A 17,187-nucleotide genomic window follows, 5' to 3' on the forward strand; every position below is an offset into this window, starting at 1 on the left:
GCACCCACCTGCTATGCGCCTGTCGTAGCTGACCTTCATGCGTGCCGGTTGTGCCAGAATTGCGGCTGGGGCGGAAAAGGTGGGGGAAATGAGTCGCACTGAGCGCTGGACGATTATCGGGGTCGGGGTCGCTGTCGCCGGCGTGCTGGTGGCCTTCTTGGCATGGTGGTTTCCGCGGCAAGCGGGCGGTGGCGCCAACAACGCTTCCGGCGCGGGTTCGTCGGTCGGCGCCGGCATCACGCCGCCGGCGCAGACGGCCCCAGCGCCGCCGGGCTACCGGGTGCCGAGCTACAACCCCACGCAGACGGATTCTCCGCCGACAGCGCCGCCGCGAGACCTACCCGTACCGGCGACTACGCCGTCGACCGCCATCGACTCGGTGTATGTGTCCGTCGACTCCGGCAATGGACTGATATTGAGAAAGGGCGAGGTATTCGAGCTGCAGCCCACCACACCGTCCAGCATCAACCCGCCCTACATGACGTTTCGGTGGTCATCGCAAGGCCCCGGCGGGCAGGTCGGTTCATCGAACTGCAACGTGTCGGCGGATATCAGCGGCCCGGGTGCCTATCCCCAGCACCGTCGCAGCAGCGACTGCACCGGTCGGGTGAGCCCTGACCTTCAAATAATGATGCCCGGTACCTATGTGGTCTCGGTGATGGTTACTCCTCCTGGGGGCGGATCCGCGGTGACCGGCTCGACGTCGTTCACGGTCGTCCCGCACGGCGGCTGATGCAACCTTCGTGCTTGTCTGCCCGCTGCCGAAGTCCACGCCTATTCGCGCTCCGGTGCCGCTCGGGACCTTCGGCACCTGCACATGGTGACGTTGGACTGGCGACGGCGGCTGAAGCCGGCCGTATCGTGACCACAGCGATCGACTGGGAGAGGTAGCCTCCGGGTTCTTCGCTAGGCCTAGGCGACAACCGGATGCCCTACCACCGCATTGAGCAGCAGCGCGCGTTCCCGTTCTCGCCGCACCTACCGCCGCTGGGGGACCGGTATCCGAGCCAGGTCCTCCGCGATGACCAGGTCGCCGTCGAAAACCTCAGCCGCCTCGTCGCGGTAACACCGGGCGTCGGTGTATCGCTGGGAGAAGTGCGTCAGCACCAGCCGCCGGACCCCGCACTCTGCTGCCACCCGCGCCGCCTGCCGCGCGGTCAGATGCCCGTAATGTGCGGCCAAGTCTGAGTCCTCGCTCAGGAACGTCGCCTCGATCACCAATAGGTCCACGCCCTCAGCCAGAGCGTAGACCGCGTCGCACAACCGGGTATCCATGACGAAGGCGAATCGCTGGCCACGGCGTGCCTCGCTGACTTCTGACAAATCGACAGTGCGCCCGTCGATTTGGACCGACCCGGCCCGGTGCAACTCGCCCACCGCGGGCCCTGCGATGCCAAAGCGCGCCAGCAGTTCGGGCACGAACCGTCGGCCGTCGGGCTCGATCAGGCGGTAGCCGATCGCGTCGACGGAATGATCGAGCTTTCGTGCTTCCAAGACTCCGAATGCTCCCGTCGCCACCGGGCCGTCAGCGGCAACCGGCTCCGCGTGCACGTTGGCGCGGTCGTGGAAAATGCAGGCGTGGTGCAGCCGCGCGAAGAATTGTCGCCCCGAGGCCGGGAAGTAGGCGTGCACCCGGTGTTGTGCGTCGTCCAGCGACAGCCGTTGCACCACGCCGGGCACACCCAGGCAGTGGTCGCCGTGAAAATGCGTAATACATAGCCGTGTCACGGCGGTGAGGGGCACACCGGCGAACAGCATTTGCCGTTGGGTCCCCTCGCCGGGGTCGAACAGCAGCCGCTCCTCGTCCCAGCGCAGCAGGTACCCGTTGTGATTGCGGTGCCGAGTAGGCACCTGACTTGAGGTGCCGAGCACAATCAGTTCCCGGACTGACACAGTCCGAGACTACGGCCCGCGAAGAATTCCGTCCCCGCCACAGTCCGGCGCCGTCGGCAGAAGCTGGTGACATCCGTAGGCTTCGTCCTATCGTCGAGCCGTGACGATCAGCTACGACGACGCGCTACGGGAGCAGATCCGGGCACACTTGGCCGGCCACGTCCGCCGCGCGGTGACCGACCCGACCAAGCGGCGCGCTGCCGTCGCGGTGGTGCTGGTCGACTCCGAGGTCGGCGAGGACGGGGTTGATACGGTGCCGGTGGACGTGGGGATCGCCGGCCGGCCACCGCCCGAGTCAGGCCTCGACAGCCGTCTGGTAAATGCGTCTGGCGGTGCCGCTTTTCTCCTGTGCCGCAGAGCATCTCGCCTCACTTCGCACGCCGCGCAGTGGGCGCTGCCCGGAGGCCGGGTGGATCGGGGGGAAAGCGTGGTCGATGCCGCACTGCGGGAACTCGACGAAGAGGTCGGCATCCGATTGTCCGACTCGGCGGTGCTCGGCCTGCTCGACGACTACCCGACGCGGTCCGGATATGTCATCACCCCGGTGGTGATCTGGGGTGGCGGGCGGCTGCAGCCCCGCCCCGCACCCGACGAGGTGATGGCGGTGTACCGCGTGGGGCTTCACCAACTGCAGCGCGACGACTCGCCGCGATTCATCGCCATCCCGGAGAGCCCGCGGCCGGTCGTGCAAATCCCGTTGGGCAACCACCTGATCCACGCGCCCACGGGCGCGGTGCTGCTGCAACTGCGGTGGCTGTGCCTGGAAGGCCGCCCCGATCCGGTCGACGAGTTTGAGCAACCGGTATTCGCCTGGAAGTAGGCAGCACGCCGGCGATCGGCGGCAGCACGGCTTCGGCGCGCTCTTCACCTGAACTGCGTCGCGGCCCCGGGATTGCGAGCCGGGGTCTGCCTCACGGCATCGGCATGACGCCAGCCACGGCAAGCATCAATATTATGCCCGGCAACAGGTTGGTCACCTGGTGCGCGACGATGCTGGCCAACAGGCCACCGGAGTACAACCGCGCAAGCGCGATGGGGATCGCCACCACCACCAATAGCGGAGCCCGGGTCAACTCGAGATGAGCCAGCGCGAACACCACGGTGGTTACCGCCAGCGCAGCCCACGGCCCCCGGCGCCGATCCACCGCTCCCCATAGCAGCCCCCGAAAGATGATCTCCTCGCCCAGCGGCCCGACGAACACCACAAGCGCAAACACGGCCACCGCCCATGGCCAGGAAGCCTGGACGCCACCGAAGACGCTGGCGACAGCGGATTTCGCGCCTGGCCCGGCGACCTTGGCGTAGAGCACCGAGGCGGGCACCGTGACGAACAGCCCGCCGAAACCGAACAGCAATCCCAGCCCCACACCGTGCCATGACCAGTGCAGCTTCAGGTCGGTGCGGGGACCGTTGCCACGCAGCGTCGTGATGAGCACGGCCAGCCCGGCCGCGAGCACGGTCGGGGCTCCCACCGCCAGTGCAAGCATTCCGGCAGACAACGGGCCCCTACCGCCGAGCACGACGGCGAATGCGGCTGAGGCCAGGAAGTGGACCAGCCCCACCAGCAAGAAGGCGCCCAAACCCCAGCGAGGTACCGAATCGGGAACCGGCGCCGAAAACCCTGACGGCCCGGGCGCGGCCGTCTCATCGACGCGATCTGTTTCCACGGCCGTGACGCTACCGCGTCACGCCAGTGCCGGCACGTCACGACCTGGACGGGCAGCTGGTCCGCCGTCACGCCAAGCATCGCGCTTCGCACAAGATATGCGGGTCGAACGCACCGGCAATTACTCGGTACTTCCCCGCCGGGCGGTATCTTCGAGCAGATCAGCGGCCAGGGCAATGCTTTTCGCCGGTGTGATCAGTTGCGCAGCGACCTCCCGCGCCCGAGCGAGACATTGCGGAGTGAGGATGGAACGCAGGTCTGCGACCAGAGTGTCTTGGGTAGTGGCCGAAAACGCTCGTCCCACACCGATTCCCAGCTGATTGACCCCGACTGCCCAGACCGGCTGGTCGAGCCAGAGCCACAGGATCAACGTGGGGATTCCGGCCCGCATCCCCGCGGCCGTGGTGCCGGCACCGCCATGGTGAACGACTGCGCGGCAGCCCGGAAAGACGGCCGCATGATTCACCGCGTCTACAATCTTCAGGTGGCCGGCATGGGCGATGCCGCGGAAGTCGTTGACACCGCTGCAAATCAGTGCCCGCTCACCTAGTTCGGCACAGGCGGCACTGATCATGGCAACCGTGTCGGCGGGGCGTTCGATAGGTGTGCTGCCGAAGCCGAAGTAGATGGGTGGTGTCCCCGCAGCCATCCAAGACAAGACCTCGTCGTCGGCACCCGTCGGCAACTGCAGTGTCAGCGCGCCGACGAAGGGCTGCCACCCATGCGGTGCAAGCCAATCGGCTGCGGGTCCGGGCAGGCAGAGTTCCTCGTAGGCCTGGATCTCCAGCATCGGTGGTGGTTCGTCGGGTTCGGGTGTCGGTAGCCCCAATGAATGCCGTTGGGCTTCGTCGACCGCGGCGGTGATAAGCGGCGACATCCCGCCGGAAGCCCACAGACGTGCCGGGAAGAAGTGCAGCGCTGCCGCCGGAATACCGTGGTATTCAGCGATGTTGGCGGCCAGACGTTGTTCGTTGAAGCTGGCCAGCAGCAGATCGGCCCCAGCCGCCAGTGACATCAGAACCGCACTCTTATCCGCGTTGACCCGGCTGACATGCTCGATCACTTGAGACAGCAGGCCGATCGGATTGCGGGTCTGGGCCACGAAGTCGCGGACCAGATCCATGGCGGGGTTCATCTGTTCGCGCGAGTCCGGCCCATAGGCGACGCCGGCGAGACCCGCTGATTCGACAAAGCCCAGCATGTTGGGCGGCACCGCCATACAGACGTCGTGACCGCGCCGCAGCAGTTCGCGAGCTACGGCCGTGCAGGGTTCGATATCGCCGCGGCTGCCATAGCCTGCCACCACGACCTTCATTGCGGATACCTAATGTGTGGCGGCTATCGGATGGGCAATCCGGTCAGCGCACGCGAGATCACCAGGCGCTGAATCTCGCTGGTCCCTTCGAAGATGGTGAAAATCTTGGCGTCACGGTGCATCCGCTCGACCGGGTAGTCACGGGTATACCCGTTGCCGCCCAGGATCTGGATGGCCTCATCGGTGACATATACGGCGGTCTCGCTGGCCACCAGCTTGGCCATCGAGCCCTCCGCCGAATCGAAACTCTGGTTGTTGCGCGCCATCCAGCCGGCCCGCCACACCAGCAGCCGGGCCGCGTCGATCCGACTTTTCATGTCCGCCAACTTGAATGCCACTGCTTGGAATTCGCCGATCTTACGGCCGAATTGCTCGCGCTGGCAGGCGTATTCGAGAGCGTACTCGTAGGCGGCGCGGGCCACGCCCACCGCCATTGCTCCCACCGTGGGCCGGGTGCGTTCGAAGGTCTTCATCGCTGCCTGGCCGCCCACCGAGGCGCCGGACTTCGCCCGGGCGATTCGCGCCTCAAATTTTTCCCGGCCGCCGAGAATCAAGTCTGCGGGTAGCCGCACGTCGTCGAGCGTCACCTCGGCGGTGTGCGAAGCGCGGATGCCGTGCTTCTTGAACTTCTGTCCCTGGGCAAGACCTTTAGTGCCCGGCGGGATGATGAACGTGGCCTGGCCGCGGGTGCCGAGTTCCGGATAGACCGACGCAACCACGATGTGTACGTTGGCGATACCGCCGTTGGTGGCCCAGGTCTTGGTGCCGTTGAGCACCCACTCAGCGGCCGCCTCGTCGTAGCGTGCGCGGGTGCGGATGGCGCCGACGTCAGACCCCGCGTCGGGTTCCGAAGAGCAGAACGCGCCCAGCTTGGGATCGTCGGCTGTGCCGAACATCTCGGGCAGCCAGCGACCCAGTTGCTCCGGAGTTCCGTTGGCGGCCAGGGCTGCTGCGGCCAGGCCGGTGCCCATGATCGACAGCGCGATGCCGGCGTCGCCCCAGAACATCTCCTCGAATGCGGTCAGCATGCCCAGCCCCGTCGGCTCCGCTGCCTGCTGCCCGAAGAAGTCGGGGGAGTACAGGCCGACCTTGGCCGCCTCCTGGATGACCGGCCACGGAGTCTCTTCCCGTTCGTCCCACTCGGAGGCGGCCGGGCGGATCACTTCGGTCGCGAACTCGTGCACCCAGTCGCGCACCTGTATCACGTCGTCGCTCAGTTGCAGTGAGAATGTCATGGCTCTACTCCTGAAATAGTTTGGTGCTCAACGGGTATCGGCATACTGCGCGAGGACGCTTACCGTCTGGTTGACCCATGCCTCGAAATACCGATTGTCATCGATGTTTCCGGGGGTTCGGCCGGTCAATGCCTGCAGCGTGGCGGCGTGGGACAAGGACGCGATTGCGACGGCGGCCGCCGCTTCCGGGTCGGGTATCCGGGTGCGCCCGGAACGGTTGGACGCGACCAGTTCGTCGGCGAACCGCTGATAGGCATTGTCAGTGATGACTTGCCAGGTCTTTTCGTCGAGATCACCGAGCGCATCGGGCTCGCGCAGCATGACTTTGAGTAGGTCTTCGCTGTGTTTCAGGTTGTTCCAGATCAACCGGCCAGCAGTGCGCACCGCCTGCTCGACGCTGTCCGGTTGCCCCGCGTCGTACTGCTCCCGCGCGGCCACGATGCTGTCGATACGGTGCGCTACCGCGGCCTCGAGCAGTTCACGCTTGGAGCCGAAGTGCTTGTAGAGCGCGCCCGATCCGGGCGCCAGCCCGGACGCCCGCTGGATATCGGCAACTGACGTGGCCGCGTATCCCTTGGCGGCAAATAGCTTCAGTGCGGCCGACAGCAAACGGTCGCGTCCCGATACGGGCATAGTGAGAGAGTACTCACTCACCTGCGGTCTGGCAAGCGGCCCCGTCGCCCGAACCGACGCCGCCTTGCGGCGGCGCACCGGGAGAAGATCTGGAGCACCAATCCAGCGCCGATTCAGCCCATCAATCTGTTGCCGGTCCCGGCCATCATCGCGGTCTCGCGGAGCCATCCACAGGCGGGCTATCGGCCTCGTCGCCGGTGACCAACGACCCTGTCCCAGGGCGAACGAGTGGCCCATGATCGCCTCTGTCGTGCGGAGAATTCCATGAAAAGCGGAGTTGGGTGTTGCCGGTCGAAGGCCCCGGTAGCCGGATGCCCGGCGAGCGATCCTGCAGATCTGGGCTGCTGCGTTGTGCGGCGTGGCGCTGACTTCGCTAGCACTGTCACTCTTCGCCAAACATATGTCGGTGGAGAAGAATGGTTTACGAAAATGAATGCGGTGGAACTGGTTTGGTCGCAACACCTTTCAGGTGAGCGGAGCAGGTAATATCATGACAACAAGTTATGGTCGCGGTCCGGATATCTTAACGGCACCTGCCGCAGCTAGACGACCTATTAGGATCGGCGATTATGACTAAATGGCGTTTAGCGGTCGGAATTACCCTGATCGCATCGATTATATCGGCGACATATTATTTGATCGGCAGTAGCGAAGTTGGTCAGCCGCGGCAACATATTGGCGAGCATCTTCAGTTGCCGCCCGTGCGCCTCGACAGCCCGGTCTCGTTGGAATCAGCCATGCAAAGTCGCCGGTCGGTGCGGGAATATGCAGACGCACCGCTGTCACTTGACGAAGTCTCGCAATTGTTGTGGGCGGCCCAGGGCATCACGCACGAAAACGGTTACCGAACAGCGCCTTCAGCCGGAGGGCTGCATCCGCTGGAAATTTATCTGCTGGCTGGCGCAGTGAAGGGCCTCAGAACTGGCACCTATAAGTACCTGCCATCCGGACACCAATTGGTGGGGGTGTCCAACCAGGATCAGCGGGACGACCTCTACCTGGCTGCTTTGAAGCAAGACCCGATCCGGCAGGCACCGATTGTGATTGTTTTCGCCGCGGTCTACCAGCGCACACAGGTCAAATACGGTGATCGAGCGCCGCGCTACGTACACATGGAGGTGGGGAGCGCCGCCCAAAATGTGTACCTGCAGGCTACCGCGATGGAGCTGGGAACCGTCTTTATCGGCGCATTCTTGGACGACCGGGTAAACGCAATCCTCGGCTTGGCGGAGGATGAGCAAGCGTTGTGCTTGATGCCAGTGGGCATACGGCGCGCTCTGCAGTAAAGAAGACAGCTACCACTTCACCAGCGGCGGCGAAGCTTCCGCAGGAAGAATAGAATTCCGCAGTTACCGAAGCCCCGCACGCCGGCGGACCGTTGAACTTCGGGAGGTATCGGTGCAGCTTCATTCGCAGCCGCTGCACCCGGCCGCACGGCGCTGCACCCGGCCGCACGCTTACCTTGCGCGGCCGCACGATGGACGAAGAACCCCGAGACGTATCCGGTTCATGAGCCCATTGCCGATTTCGAGGATCACTCGGACGTCGATTTCGAAGCGCCCGCCAGTTGGGGCGAAGCCGACGTCAGAGGTGATGCAGCCCTGGGGCATTGAAGGTCGCCCCTGCGCCCGCGGACTGCGAGCCATATCTGTCCTGCCGCGAGGGGCAGCACGCTGCATCCGAGGGCCAGCGCCCATCCTTGGATACCGAGCGCCTGTATCTGCAGCGCCTTGGCTAACACGGGGATGGTGAAGGCGGCCGCGATCAGCCCCAGGCAGATCGCCAGTGCACACCAGACCAGCCGGTTGCGTGTGACAGCGTTGCACAACACCGCGCTGCGGGGCCCGCGCATGTTGAAAACATGCCATAACTGGGCCAGCGCGATGGTCACAAACGACACCGTTGTGGTTGTCGCGGTGTCGTATTCAAGGCCATACCGGGCAGCCACGAGCGCCAACAGGGTGCTTACCGCGATCGCCACTCCATAGCCCGCCATCATGCGCCACAAACTGGCCGAAATGATCGGCTCTTTCGGGCGTCGCGGCGGTTGGTCGAGCACATCGCCCTCTCCTTCGCCGGTGGCCAACGCGAATGCCGGAAACACGTCGGTCACCAGGTTGAGGAACAAGATCTGCAGGGGCAACAGCGGCAACGGCAGCCCGCCGACCACGGCGAGCGCCACCACCAGCACCTCGGCCAGATTGCAGGAGAGCAGATAGACCGCGAAGCGGCGGATATTGTCGAAGATGACTCTGCCCTCGCGCGCGGCGATCACGATCGTCGGGAATCGGTCATCGAGCAGCACCATGTCGGCCGCATCGCGCGCCACCTCGGTGCCTCGCTTACCCATCGCGACGCCGATGTCGGCCTTCATCAGGGCCGGTGCGTCGTTGACGCCGTCACCGATCATGGCCACAACTTGGCCGTCGCGTTGGAAGAGGTCAATGAGGTCAAGTTTCTGGCGCGGGCTCACCCGGGCAAAAACCTGCGTGCGCGCTATGGGCACCGACTCGGGCGCGTCCTTCAGGTGAGACAGCTCGTCACCGGTCGTGACGACAGCGTCAGTCGCTGCGATGCCGACCGCCCTTGCGACGGCCACCGCCGTGCTGGGATGGTCACCCGTGGCCATGACGACGCCAATGCCCGCTCGGCGCAGCGCGCCTACCGCGCTGGCGATGTCATCCCGCGGCGGGTCACGAAATGCCACCAACCCGACAAACACCATCCCGCTGCCGAAGAGTTGCTGCGGATCCACGCACGCATGCTTGGCGAGCCCCAGCACACGTAGGCCGTCAGTCGCCAGTTCCCGGGCCACGTCCAGCCAGTGCGCCTTGCGGTCGTCGTCGAACGGCTCCGCCGCGACACCGATGCGATCCGCCAGCGCCAGCACCACTTCGGGCGCCCCCTTCATCGCAGCAAAATACTCGTCGTGATCACGATGCACGGTCGCCATCCATTTGGTAGCGGGGTCGAACGGGTACTCGGCGACCTCCGGGTACCGGGTCAACTGATCGCCGCGACTCAACCCGGCGAGCGCACCGGCCTGTAACAGCGCGACCTCCATCGGATCACCGTTGCCGACCTTGGTTTCGACGTCGTAGTCAGCGTTTCCGCACAACACCCCAACCAACAACACACGCATGAGGTCCGCGTCGGCAGAGGGGTCGATGGGCAAACCCCTGGCGAGCACGGTGTTGGCCTGGTAGTCGAAATCGAACCCACCGGTGACGGTGACGACGCCGTCAACGGCCATACGATTTTCGGTCAATGTGCCGGTCTTGTCGGTAAGGACCACCGTGGTCGAGCCCAGCGTCTCCACCGCCGAGAGGTTCTCCACCAGTGCGCTTTGTCGCGCCATGCGCAGCATTCCGCGGGCAAGAGCAAGCGTGGCCACGATCGGCAGGCCTTCCGGGATCGCCGCCACCGCAAGTGCGATCGAGGTCTCGATCATCAGCAGCGCCGGCTTGCCGTTGAGCAGTCCTGCCGCCGCCACGACGGACGCTAATACCAAGGTCAGCAAGATGAGCTGGCGCGACAGGCGCGCCAGGTGATCTTCCAACGGCGACCTGCCCTGATGGGCCTCTTCGACCAGCCGGGTGATGCGGCCAAGCTCGGTGGTCAGCCCGGTGCCCACCACGATGCCTTCGCCGTTGCCGCCGACCACATGAGTGCCCTTGAACAGCATCGCGGCGCGCTCATAAAGGGCTGCCGCTTCCGGGTCCGGCTCCGCGGTCTTGTGAACCGGCACCGACTCACCGGTCAGTGCCGACTCATCGACGCTCAGCCCGGCGCTGTCCGCGCAACGTAGGTCGGCGGACACGACGTCACCCGCCTCCAGGAGCACGACGTCGCCGGGCACCAACGCATCGGCGTTGATCACCATGGACCGGCCGTCTCTGCGTACCCGAGCGCTGCGCCCGCCCAGCGCTCGCAACGCCTCCATCGAGCGCACTGCCCTGCGCTCCGTCGCGTAGCCGATCGCCGTGTTGATCAACAGCACGATGGCGATCGCAATCGCCTGTTGCCATTCACCGAAAGAAAATGAAACGACCATCGCCGTTGCCAGCAAGGCCACCACGGGGCTTGCGAACTGGCGAACCAGCAGCATGAAGTTGGAGACCGGCCGACGCGTCGCCAGGAGATTAGGGCCGAACAGTCGTCGGCGTCGCTCGACCGCGGTCTCATCGAGGCCGACCTCGATGTCGACACCCAATTCACCGGCAACATCTGCGACCGGCGAGGCATGCGGATGCTGCGGCAATAACTCGGTTGAAACCAATGCTGGGCCCATCATTTCGAGCGTGACATCGCAGACGCCGCACCGTCAGGAGGCAAAGGTCACACAGCGTAGCGACGACGCCGATGCCCGGCCGTCAGGGCGGTCCGGTGTGCCGACGATGGCCCCCGGTGCCGGTCCTATGGCAAGCGGGCTGGCGAGTGCCTCACGGGCCAAGCATTGATCACAGTGTGACCCTGTCGGGCCGTCTCTGGTCCAGACCGGGGCGCCAGTGCCCGATGAGTTAGGGACCAATGCCTCCTGTCCCGACCGCGATGGTTGCCTAACGTAAGCAGCACCGGGACGACACGCTTGCCCACGACGTGCCGTAGTTATGGGTCCGATCAGGGAGGTCCTCATGCCAGATTCGCACATCCACCCCGGAATTGTGGTTGGTATCGATGGCTCGCCATCGTCCACAGCGGCGGTCCAATGGGCGGCAAGGGATGCTGAGATGCGCAACGTGCCAATTCATTTGGTGCATGTCATCGCTCCTATGGCTACCTCGGAGGGGTGGTCAGGCCTCCCGATAATCGCCAACTATGCGGATTGGCAAGAAGAACGCGCGCGCGAAATCATCGAACAGGCCGGCAAGGTCGTCGCCGAGGCCACCTCGACAAGCCGCGCCCCGCATGTCACCAGCGAGGTGCTGCACGCCGCAATTGTGCCCGCCCTGGTTGACCTGTCCAAGAGCGCCGACATGGTCGTAGTCGGCTGCCGCGGCCACGACGGTGTGGCCGGCGCGCTGTTGGGATCGGTTAGCTCCGGACTAGCCCACCACGCCCACTGCCCGGTCGCCGTGATCCACGACGAGGACGTGCTCGAGGCGCGCTCGCCGCAGGCGGCTGTGGTGGTGGGCATCGACGGCTCACCGACCTCTGAGTTGGCCACCGATATCGCATTCGATGAGGCATCGCGCCGTGGTGTGGAATTGGTGGCACTGCATGCCTGGAGTGATATGGGCCCGCTCGACTTCCCGAGTACCAACTGGGCGCCCATTGAGTGGCGCAACATCGAGGACCAGGAGAAAGAAGTCCTGGCCGAGCGTCTTTCTGGATGGCAAGAACGTTATCCCGACGTGGTCGTGCGCAAGGTAGTGGTGTGCGATCGACCGGCCCCCCGTCTGCTCGAACAAGCAAAGACCGCTCAGCTATTGGTGGTGGGCAGCCATGGCCGCGGCGGGTTCCCCGGCATGCTGCTCGGCTCGGTCAGCAGGGCGGTCGTCAACTCGGCACAGATTCCGGTGATCATCGCCCGCAGACCTCAAACCCATTGAGGCCGAGCCGAAGTGGAACTTGCGAAGGGAGATGATGATGAGCTGTTGCTGCGGACACGGCCCCTGGCATTGCCATGGCTACCCTTATGCGCCTTCGGCGGCGTATGGGCCGCCTGCCAGCTTCTACTACGAACCGCCCGAACCATATCGGCGGCGCCGACGTCGACAGCCAGACGCTGAGGAATTGGCCGACTATCTAAGCGAACTCGAGGCAGAAGTCGCGCGTATCCGGCGCGAACTCGACGAGCTTCGTGGTGCCGGCCCTACTGAAAGCTGATTTACGAACCCAAAGCGTGTCGGGCAGCTGGCTGCGGCCGAGTCGGTGGAGTAGCAGGGCGATCGGCTGACAATGAACGATGCCGCCAGCCGTGTCCACCCCGGGGGACTACGCGGCGAGCGCTGGCGCGTCAGTTCATCGGCGGCAAAACCCAAGACGCCCCGTCGGCGCCTCAGAAAAAGAATCCGGCATGCGGTGTCTCCGGCACCGCGAACAGCCGATCCGCCGTGGCGAGTGCGGCTGCATCGTCGGCTCGGACCAGTCCGGCCACGGCGAGGCTGCGCCAGGTGGTGCCGCCGAGTAAAACGGCGGCAAGCCCGTGGACGCCGATGTGTAGCTGCGGACGCCGCCGAGTCGGTTCGGCGCCGTCGCCGGTGATGGTGAAGCTGGTCGAATTACCCGGCAAGAGTGGATCGTTGACCGCGACGGTGACAGAACCGTCGCCCGTATATCGGCGTGCGGAAAGCGCCTGGTAGGCGTCGACGACGCGGAGCCACGTCTCGTCGTATATCCGGGTGACCTTCGCGGCCCGCCGGTCGACAAGCAACCACGGCAACAGATCGTCAACCGGGAGCATCCAAAACACCACGCGGTCAATGAGATCCAGCCCCAGCAGAAAGCGCAGCAGGCCCAGATAGGCATCCGTGGATGGGGCGAAGAAGTCCTCGACCGCGATGGTGCGTTGTTCGCTGACGAACCAGCTTTCGGTGTCGAGGGGGCGGTAGCGGACGAAGCCAGACTCCGCCCCCGGCTCACCGTGCACCGCGATATACCAAGGCCCAGAGTATGCTTCGGCGCGCAGCCGCAGGCCCCGCCACCAAACCGGTGCGCGCTCAACCGTTCCCGGCCGGGACGACCGGTTCCCGGCGTAGATTCGGGGCAGCACGTCCCATGCCTGCGCGGTGTCGAGCAGCCGCACCGGTCCGCCGGCTCCGACGCCCGGACGTAGCGCGGCTCGCCGGGTATGAACCTCCACGCTCTGCGATGAACTCGCCACGCCGTAGCCGAACCGTTCATAGATTGTCGCTTCAGAGGCGCGCAGTGTCGCGACCACTTCTCCCCGGGTGGCGATGTCGTGCAGCTGATGACGGATCAGCTCGGTGGCGATACCTCGACGGGTGAACGACGGCAGCACCCCGATGTGCGTCACGGCGGCATGCCGCACGACCGCTCCGCCGGGAAGTGTCAGTCCGCAGGTGACGGCATCAGCAGTGCCGACCAGCTGTCGTCCGGCGAAAGCGCCCACCGTACGGCCTGGTTCGAACAGCGTGGTGAGCTCGCCTGGCGGCAGGTCCGGCGGGGGCGGCAACCCGACCATGGCGGCCCGGAAAATACCAGCCGCCGCGACGAGGTCGTCTTCACTGTCGAGAACACGGATCTCGATGCCCACCCGGCCATCATGGCGGGTGCCCTCGACGGCAGCTCGGCCGGACCATACCGACGCTGCGCCCAACCCGACCGAGCTGAATCACTTCCGCGCCGGCGGTACGGCCGCGGGCACCATTTTCAGATAGTGCTTGACATTGAATCGGTCGAAGGCGCGCTTCTGACGAGGGGCCAGTTGCCCGGCCGCAGTCGCTGGGTCGATGATCTGCGGGTCGACAGCCTCAGATGTTTCTCCATGAACGCGGATGGTGGCGTGCCCCGCAGCCAAGACATTTCGCAGCCAATCGGTATGCGTGCCGTAGGGCAGCGGAATGATGAAGCCGTCGGTTACTCGTTCCGCCACCACGGGTGTGGCGTACCGCTTGCCGGTGCGGCGCCCCATGTGTTCGATGACGCTGGCGTACCAGTACTTTCGACCAGCCACCAGCATCATGGCCGGATTCAGCACGTGCTTGTTGAACACTCGCACGGTATCAAGGACCGCCATGACCGGCCTTCTTTCTCGGCAGAGGAGCGATTACCGGCGAACGAAATATCCTCGCGCAGTGGGGCCTTCAGGTCTGCCCATGGTAGGTCTGCTGGCGCAGACGGCCTAGGGCCTTTGGTCCCACGCCGCGCAACGTGAGTGGGTACCTAGCCTAGCCCTAGCCAACAAAAAGGGCGGTTATGATCGCTGGCGACTGACTTATCGGGTGGGAGGTCCAATGGGCCGCAACGTAGGTCCGTTCCTCGTGGTGGCCGGAATCATCATCGCGGTGCTGGGTGTCTTGACGTGGGTCGGCGGACTCTGGTGGGTCGGACGGCTTCCCGGCGACATCAGAATCGAGCGAGGAAACGTGCGCATCTACGTCCCGGTGGTCTCGATGCTGGTCATCTCGATCGTCGGCAGCGTGGTGCTGACAATTCTGCTGCACCTGTTTCGCCGATGATGCCCGGCAGGCCGCGCCTGAGCCGCCGCTGTAGTGCGGCGCAGGAGGGTGTCAGCCCGGTGCGGCGGTCAACGCCTCGTTGAACGTTTTGCTCGGCCGCATCACCGCCGTGGTCTTCTCCCGGTCCGGCGCGTAGTAGCCGCCGATGTCCGCCTCCGCGCCCTGCGCCGCGGCGAGTTCGGCGACGATGGTTTCCTCGTTTTTGGCCAAGGAGTCGGCCAGGGGTGCGAAGTGTTCCCGGAGCTGCTGGTCCTCGTTCTGCGCGGCAAGTTCTTGCGCCCAGTACATGGCGAGGTAGAACTGACTGCCCCGGTTGTCGAGCTCACCGGTCTTGCGTGACGGGCTCTTGTTGTTGTCCAGCAGCTTGCCGATCGCCGCATCCAGCGTCTTGCCCAGGATCTTGGCCTTCTTGTTGCCCGTCTTGGCGCCCATGTCGTCCAGGCTGGCGCCGATTGCCAGAAACTCGCCCAGCGAATCCCAGCGCAGGTGATTCTCCTCCACGAGTTGGTGGACATGCTTGGGCGCCGAACCGCCGGCCCCCGTCTCGTACATGCCGCCACCGGCCATCAGCGGAACGATGGACAACATCTTGGCACTGGTGCCCAATTCGAGGATCGGGAACAAATCGGTGAGGTAGTCGCGCAGGATGTTGCCGGTAGCGGCGATGGTGTCCAGCCCGCGGATCAGCCGCTCCAGCGTGTACCGCATGGCGCGCACCTGCGACATGATCTGGATATCCAGGCCGTTGGTGTAGTGGTCCTGCAGATAGAGCTTGACCTTCTTGATCAGCTCGTTCTCGTGCGGGCGGTAGGGGTCGAGCCAGAACAGCACCGGCATTCCGGAGTTGCGGGCCCGGGTGACGGCCAGCTTGACCCAGTCGCGGATCGCCGCGTCGGTGACCGTGCACATGCGCCAGATGTCACCGGTTTCCACGTTCTGGGTCAGCAGCACTTCGCCAGTGTCGAGGTCGACGATGTTGGCAACGCCGTCCTCGGGAATCTCGAATGTCTTGTCGTGCGAGCCGTATTCCTCGGCCTTCTGCGCCATCAGCCCGACGTTGGGCACCGTGCCCATGGTGCGTGGATCGAAGGCGCCGTTGGTCTTACAGAAATTGATCAGCTCTTGGTAGATGCGGGAGAAGGTGGACTCCGGCATCACCGCCTTGGTGTCCTTGGGCCGGCCGTCGGCGCCCCACATCTTGCCGCCGGCTCGGATCATCGCCGGCATGGAAGCGTCCACGATCACGTCGCTGGGCGAATGGAAGTTCGAGATGCCCTTGGCCGAATCCACCATGGCCAGCTCGGGACGATGTTCGTGGCAGGCGTGCAGATCCCGGATGATCTCATCGTGCAGCGACGCGGGCAGCGACTCGATCTTGTTGTAAAGGTCGACCAACCCGTTGTTGACGTTGACACCTAATTCGTCGAACAGCTCCTGGTGTTTGGCGAAGGCGTCCTTGTAGAAGGTCCGCACCGCGTGGCCGAAGACGATGGGATGCGAAATCTTCATCATCGTCGCCTTGACGTGCAGTGAGAACATCACGCCGGTCTTGCGCGCGTCCTCCATCTGCTCCTCGTAGAACTCGACCAGGGCCTTCTTGCTCATAAACATGCTGTCGATGATGTCGCCTTCGCCCAACGAGACCTTGGGCTTGAGCACCAGCGTCTCGCCGCTCTTGGTCACCAGCTCCATCTTCACGTCGCGCGCGCGGTCCAAGGTCATGGACTTCTCGCCGTGGTAGAAGTCGCCGTGCTTCATGGTAGCCACATGGGTGCGCGAGGCCATCGACCACTCGCCCATGCTGTGGGGGTGCTTGCGGGCGTATTCCTTGACCGCCTTGGGTGCGCGACGGTCGGAGTTGCCCTCCCGCAGCACCGGGTTCACCGCGCTGCCCAGGCACTTGGCATAGCGGTTCCGGATGTCTTTTTCCTCGTCGGTCTTGGGATCTGCGGGGTAGTCCGGAAGCTTGTAGCCCTTGCCCTGCAGTTCTTTGATGGCCGACACCAGCTGCGGCACCGAGGCGCTGATGTTGGGCAGCTTGATGATGTTGGTCTCCGGTAGCTGCGTCAACCGTCCCAGCTCGGCCAGATCGTCTGGCACGCGTTGGTCCTCGGTCAGGTAATCGGGAAACTCGGCGAGGATCCGGCTCGCCAGGGAGATGTCACTGCTCTTGATCTTGATGCCCGCCGGCTCGGCGAAGGCGCGAAGTATCGGCAGAAAGGCGTAGGTCGCCAGCAGCGGCGCCTCATCGGTCAGGGTGTAGATGATGGTCGGCTGCTCGTCACTCATCGGTGTGTCTCC

Annotated in this window: 14 protein-coding genes; 5 read left to right on the forward strand and 9 right to left on the reverse strand. The window is 64.7% G+C overall.

What is annotated here, in order from left to right:
* The first annotated feature begins 88 nt into the window (after positions 1-88).
* Positions 89-733 (forward strand): hypothetical protein, encoded by a 645-nt coding sequence (locus MKAN_RS28795; protein WP_023369177.1) that lies wholly within the window; start codon positions 89-91, stop codon positions 731-733.
* 245 nt (positions 734-978) lie between these two features.
* On the opposite strand, the gene MKAN_RS14530 is transcribed toward MKAN_RS28795, so the two are convergent.
* Positions 979-1,893: a ribonuclease Z gene (locus MKAN_RS14530; RefSeq protein WP_023369179.1), complete on the reverse strand. Its 915-nt coding sequence runs from the start codon at positions 1,891-1,893 to the stop codon at positions 979-981.
* A 100-nt stretch (positions 1,894-1,993) separates the two neighbouring features.
* Here MKAN_RS14530 and MKAN_RS14535 point away from each other — a divergent pair, with 100 nt between their 5' ends.
* Positions 1,994-2,713 (forward strand): NUDIX hydrolase, encoded by a 720-nt coding sequence (locus MKAN_RS14535; protein ID WP_023369181.1) that lies wholly within the window; start codon positions 1,994-1,996, stop codon positions 2,711-2,713.
* A gap of 91 nt (positions 2,714-2,804) precedes the next feature.
* On the opposite strand, the gene MKAN_RS14540 is transcribed toward MKAN_RS14535, so the two are convergent.
* From MKAN_RS14540 to MKAN_RS14555, 4 genes are all read right to left on the reverse strand, one after another.
* Positions 2,805-3,473 (reverse strand): CPBP family intramembrane glutamic endopeptidase, encoded by a 669-nt coding sequence (locus MKAN_RS14540; RefSeq protein ID WP_225722942.1) that lies wholly within the window; start codon positions 3,471-3,473, stop codon positions 2,805-2,807.
* A 207-nt stretch (positions 3,474-3,680) separates the two neighbouring features.
* A complete protein-coding gene (locus MKAN_RS14545; protein ID WP_023369184.1) occupies positions 3,681-4,874 on the reverse strand; it encodes a glycosyltransferase in 1,194 nt (397 codons plus the stop codon).
* 23 nt (positions 4,875-4,897) lie between these two features.
* Entirely contained in the window at positions 4,898-6,109 is a 1,212-nt protein-coding gene (locus MKAN_RS14550; protein ID WP_023369186.1) for an acyl-CoA dehydrogenase family protein, read from the reverse strand.
* 27 nt (positions 6,110-6,136) lie between these two features.
* Entirely contained in the window at positions 6,137-6,742 is a 606-nt protein-coding gene (locus MKAN_RS14555) for a TetR/AcrR family transcriptional regulator (protein ID WP_023369188.1), read from the reverse strand.
* Between the two features lie 569 nt (positions 6,743-7,311).
* Here MKAN_RS14555 and MKAN_RS14560 point away from each other — a divergent pair.
* On the forward strand, positions 7,312-8,028 hold the full coding sequence (locus MKAN_RS14560; protein ID WP_023369190.1) for a SagB/ThcOx family dehydrogenase: 717 nt from the start codon (positions 7,312-7,314) through the stop codon (positions 8,026-8,028).
* Between the two features lie 248 nt (positions 8,029-8,276).
* Here the strand turns inward: MKAN_RS14560 and MKAN_RS14565 are convergent, their stop codons facing one another.
* A complete protein-coding gene (locus tag MKAN_RS14565) occupies positions 8,277-11,033 on the reverse strand; it encodes a cation-translocating P-type ATPase (RefSeq protein ID WP_023369192.1) in 2,757 nt (918 codons plus the stop codon).
* Between the two features lie 343 nt (positions 11,034-11,376).
* On the opposite strand from MKAN_RS14565, the gene MKAN_RS14570 reads away from it, so the two are divergent.
* Positions 11,377-12,294, forward strand: a complete 918-nt coding sequence (locus MKAN_RS14570) for a universal stress protein (RefSeq protein WP_036394859.1) — start codon at positions 11,377-11,379, stop codon at positions 12,292-12,294.
* A 449-nt stretch (positions 12,295-12,743) separates the two neighbouring features.
* Here MKAN_RS14570 and MKAN_RS14580 read toward each other — a convergent pair whose 3' ends face one another.
* Together MKAN_RS14580 and MKAN_RS14585 are read right to left on the reverse strand one after the other, a co-directional pair.
* Complete coding sequence (locus tag MKAN_RS14580; protein ID WP_023369198.1) at positions 12,744-13,961, reverse strand: GNAT family N-acetyltransferase; 1,218 nt, start codon at positions 13,959-13,961, stop codon at positions 12,744-12,746.
* 78 nt (positions 13,962-14,039) lie between these two features.
* Entirely contained in the window at positions 14,040-14,444 is a 405-nt protein-coding gene (locus MKAN_RS14585) for a nitroreductase family deazaflavin-dependent oxidoreductase (RefSeq protein WP_023369200.1), read from the reverse strand.
* Between the two features lie 217 nt (positions 14,445-14,661).
* On the opposite strand from MKAN_RS14585, the gene MKAN_RS14590 reads away from it, so the two are divergent.
* A complete protein-coding gene (locus tag MKAN_RS14590; protein WP_023369203.1) occupies positions 14,662-14,886 on the forward strand; it encodes a DUF2905 domain-containing protein in 225 nt (74 codons plus the stop codon).
* Positions 14,887-14,937: 51 nt separating this feature from the next.
* Here MKAN_RS14590 and MKAN_RS14595 read toward each other — a convergent pair whose 3' ends face one another.
* Positions 14,938-17,175 carry an NADP-dependent isocitrate dehydrogenase gene (locus MKAN_RS14595; protein ID WP_023369205.1) on the reverse strand — a complete coding sequence of 746 codons (2,238 nt, stop codon included), beginning with the start codon at positions 17,173-17,175 and terminating at the stop codon, positions 14,938-14,940.
* Positions 17,176-17,187 lie beyond the last annotated feature (12 nt).

This window comes from Mycobacterium kansasii ATCC 12478 (assembly GCF_000157895.3).
Taxonomy (GTDB): domain Bacteria; phylum Actinomycetota; class Actinomycetes; order Mycobacteriales; family Mycobacteriaceae; genus Mycobacterium; species Mycobacterium kansasii.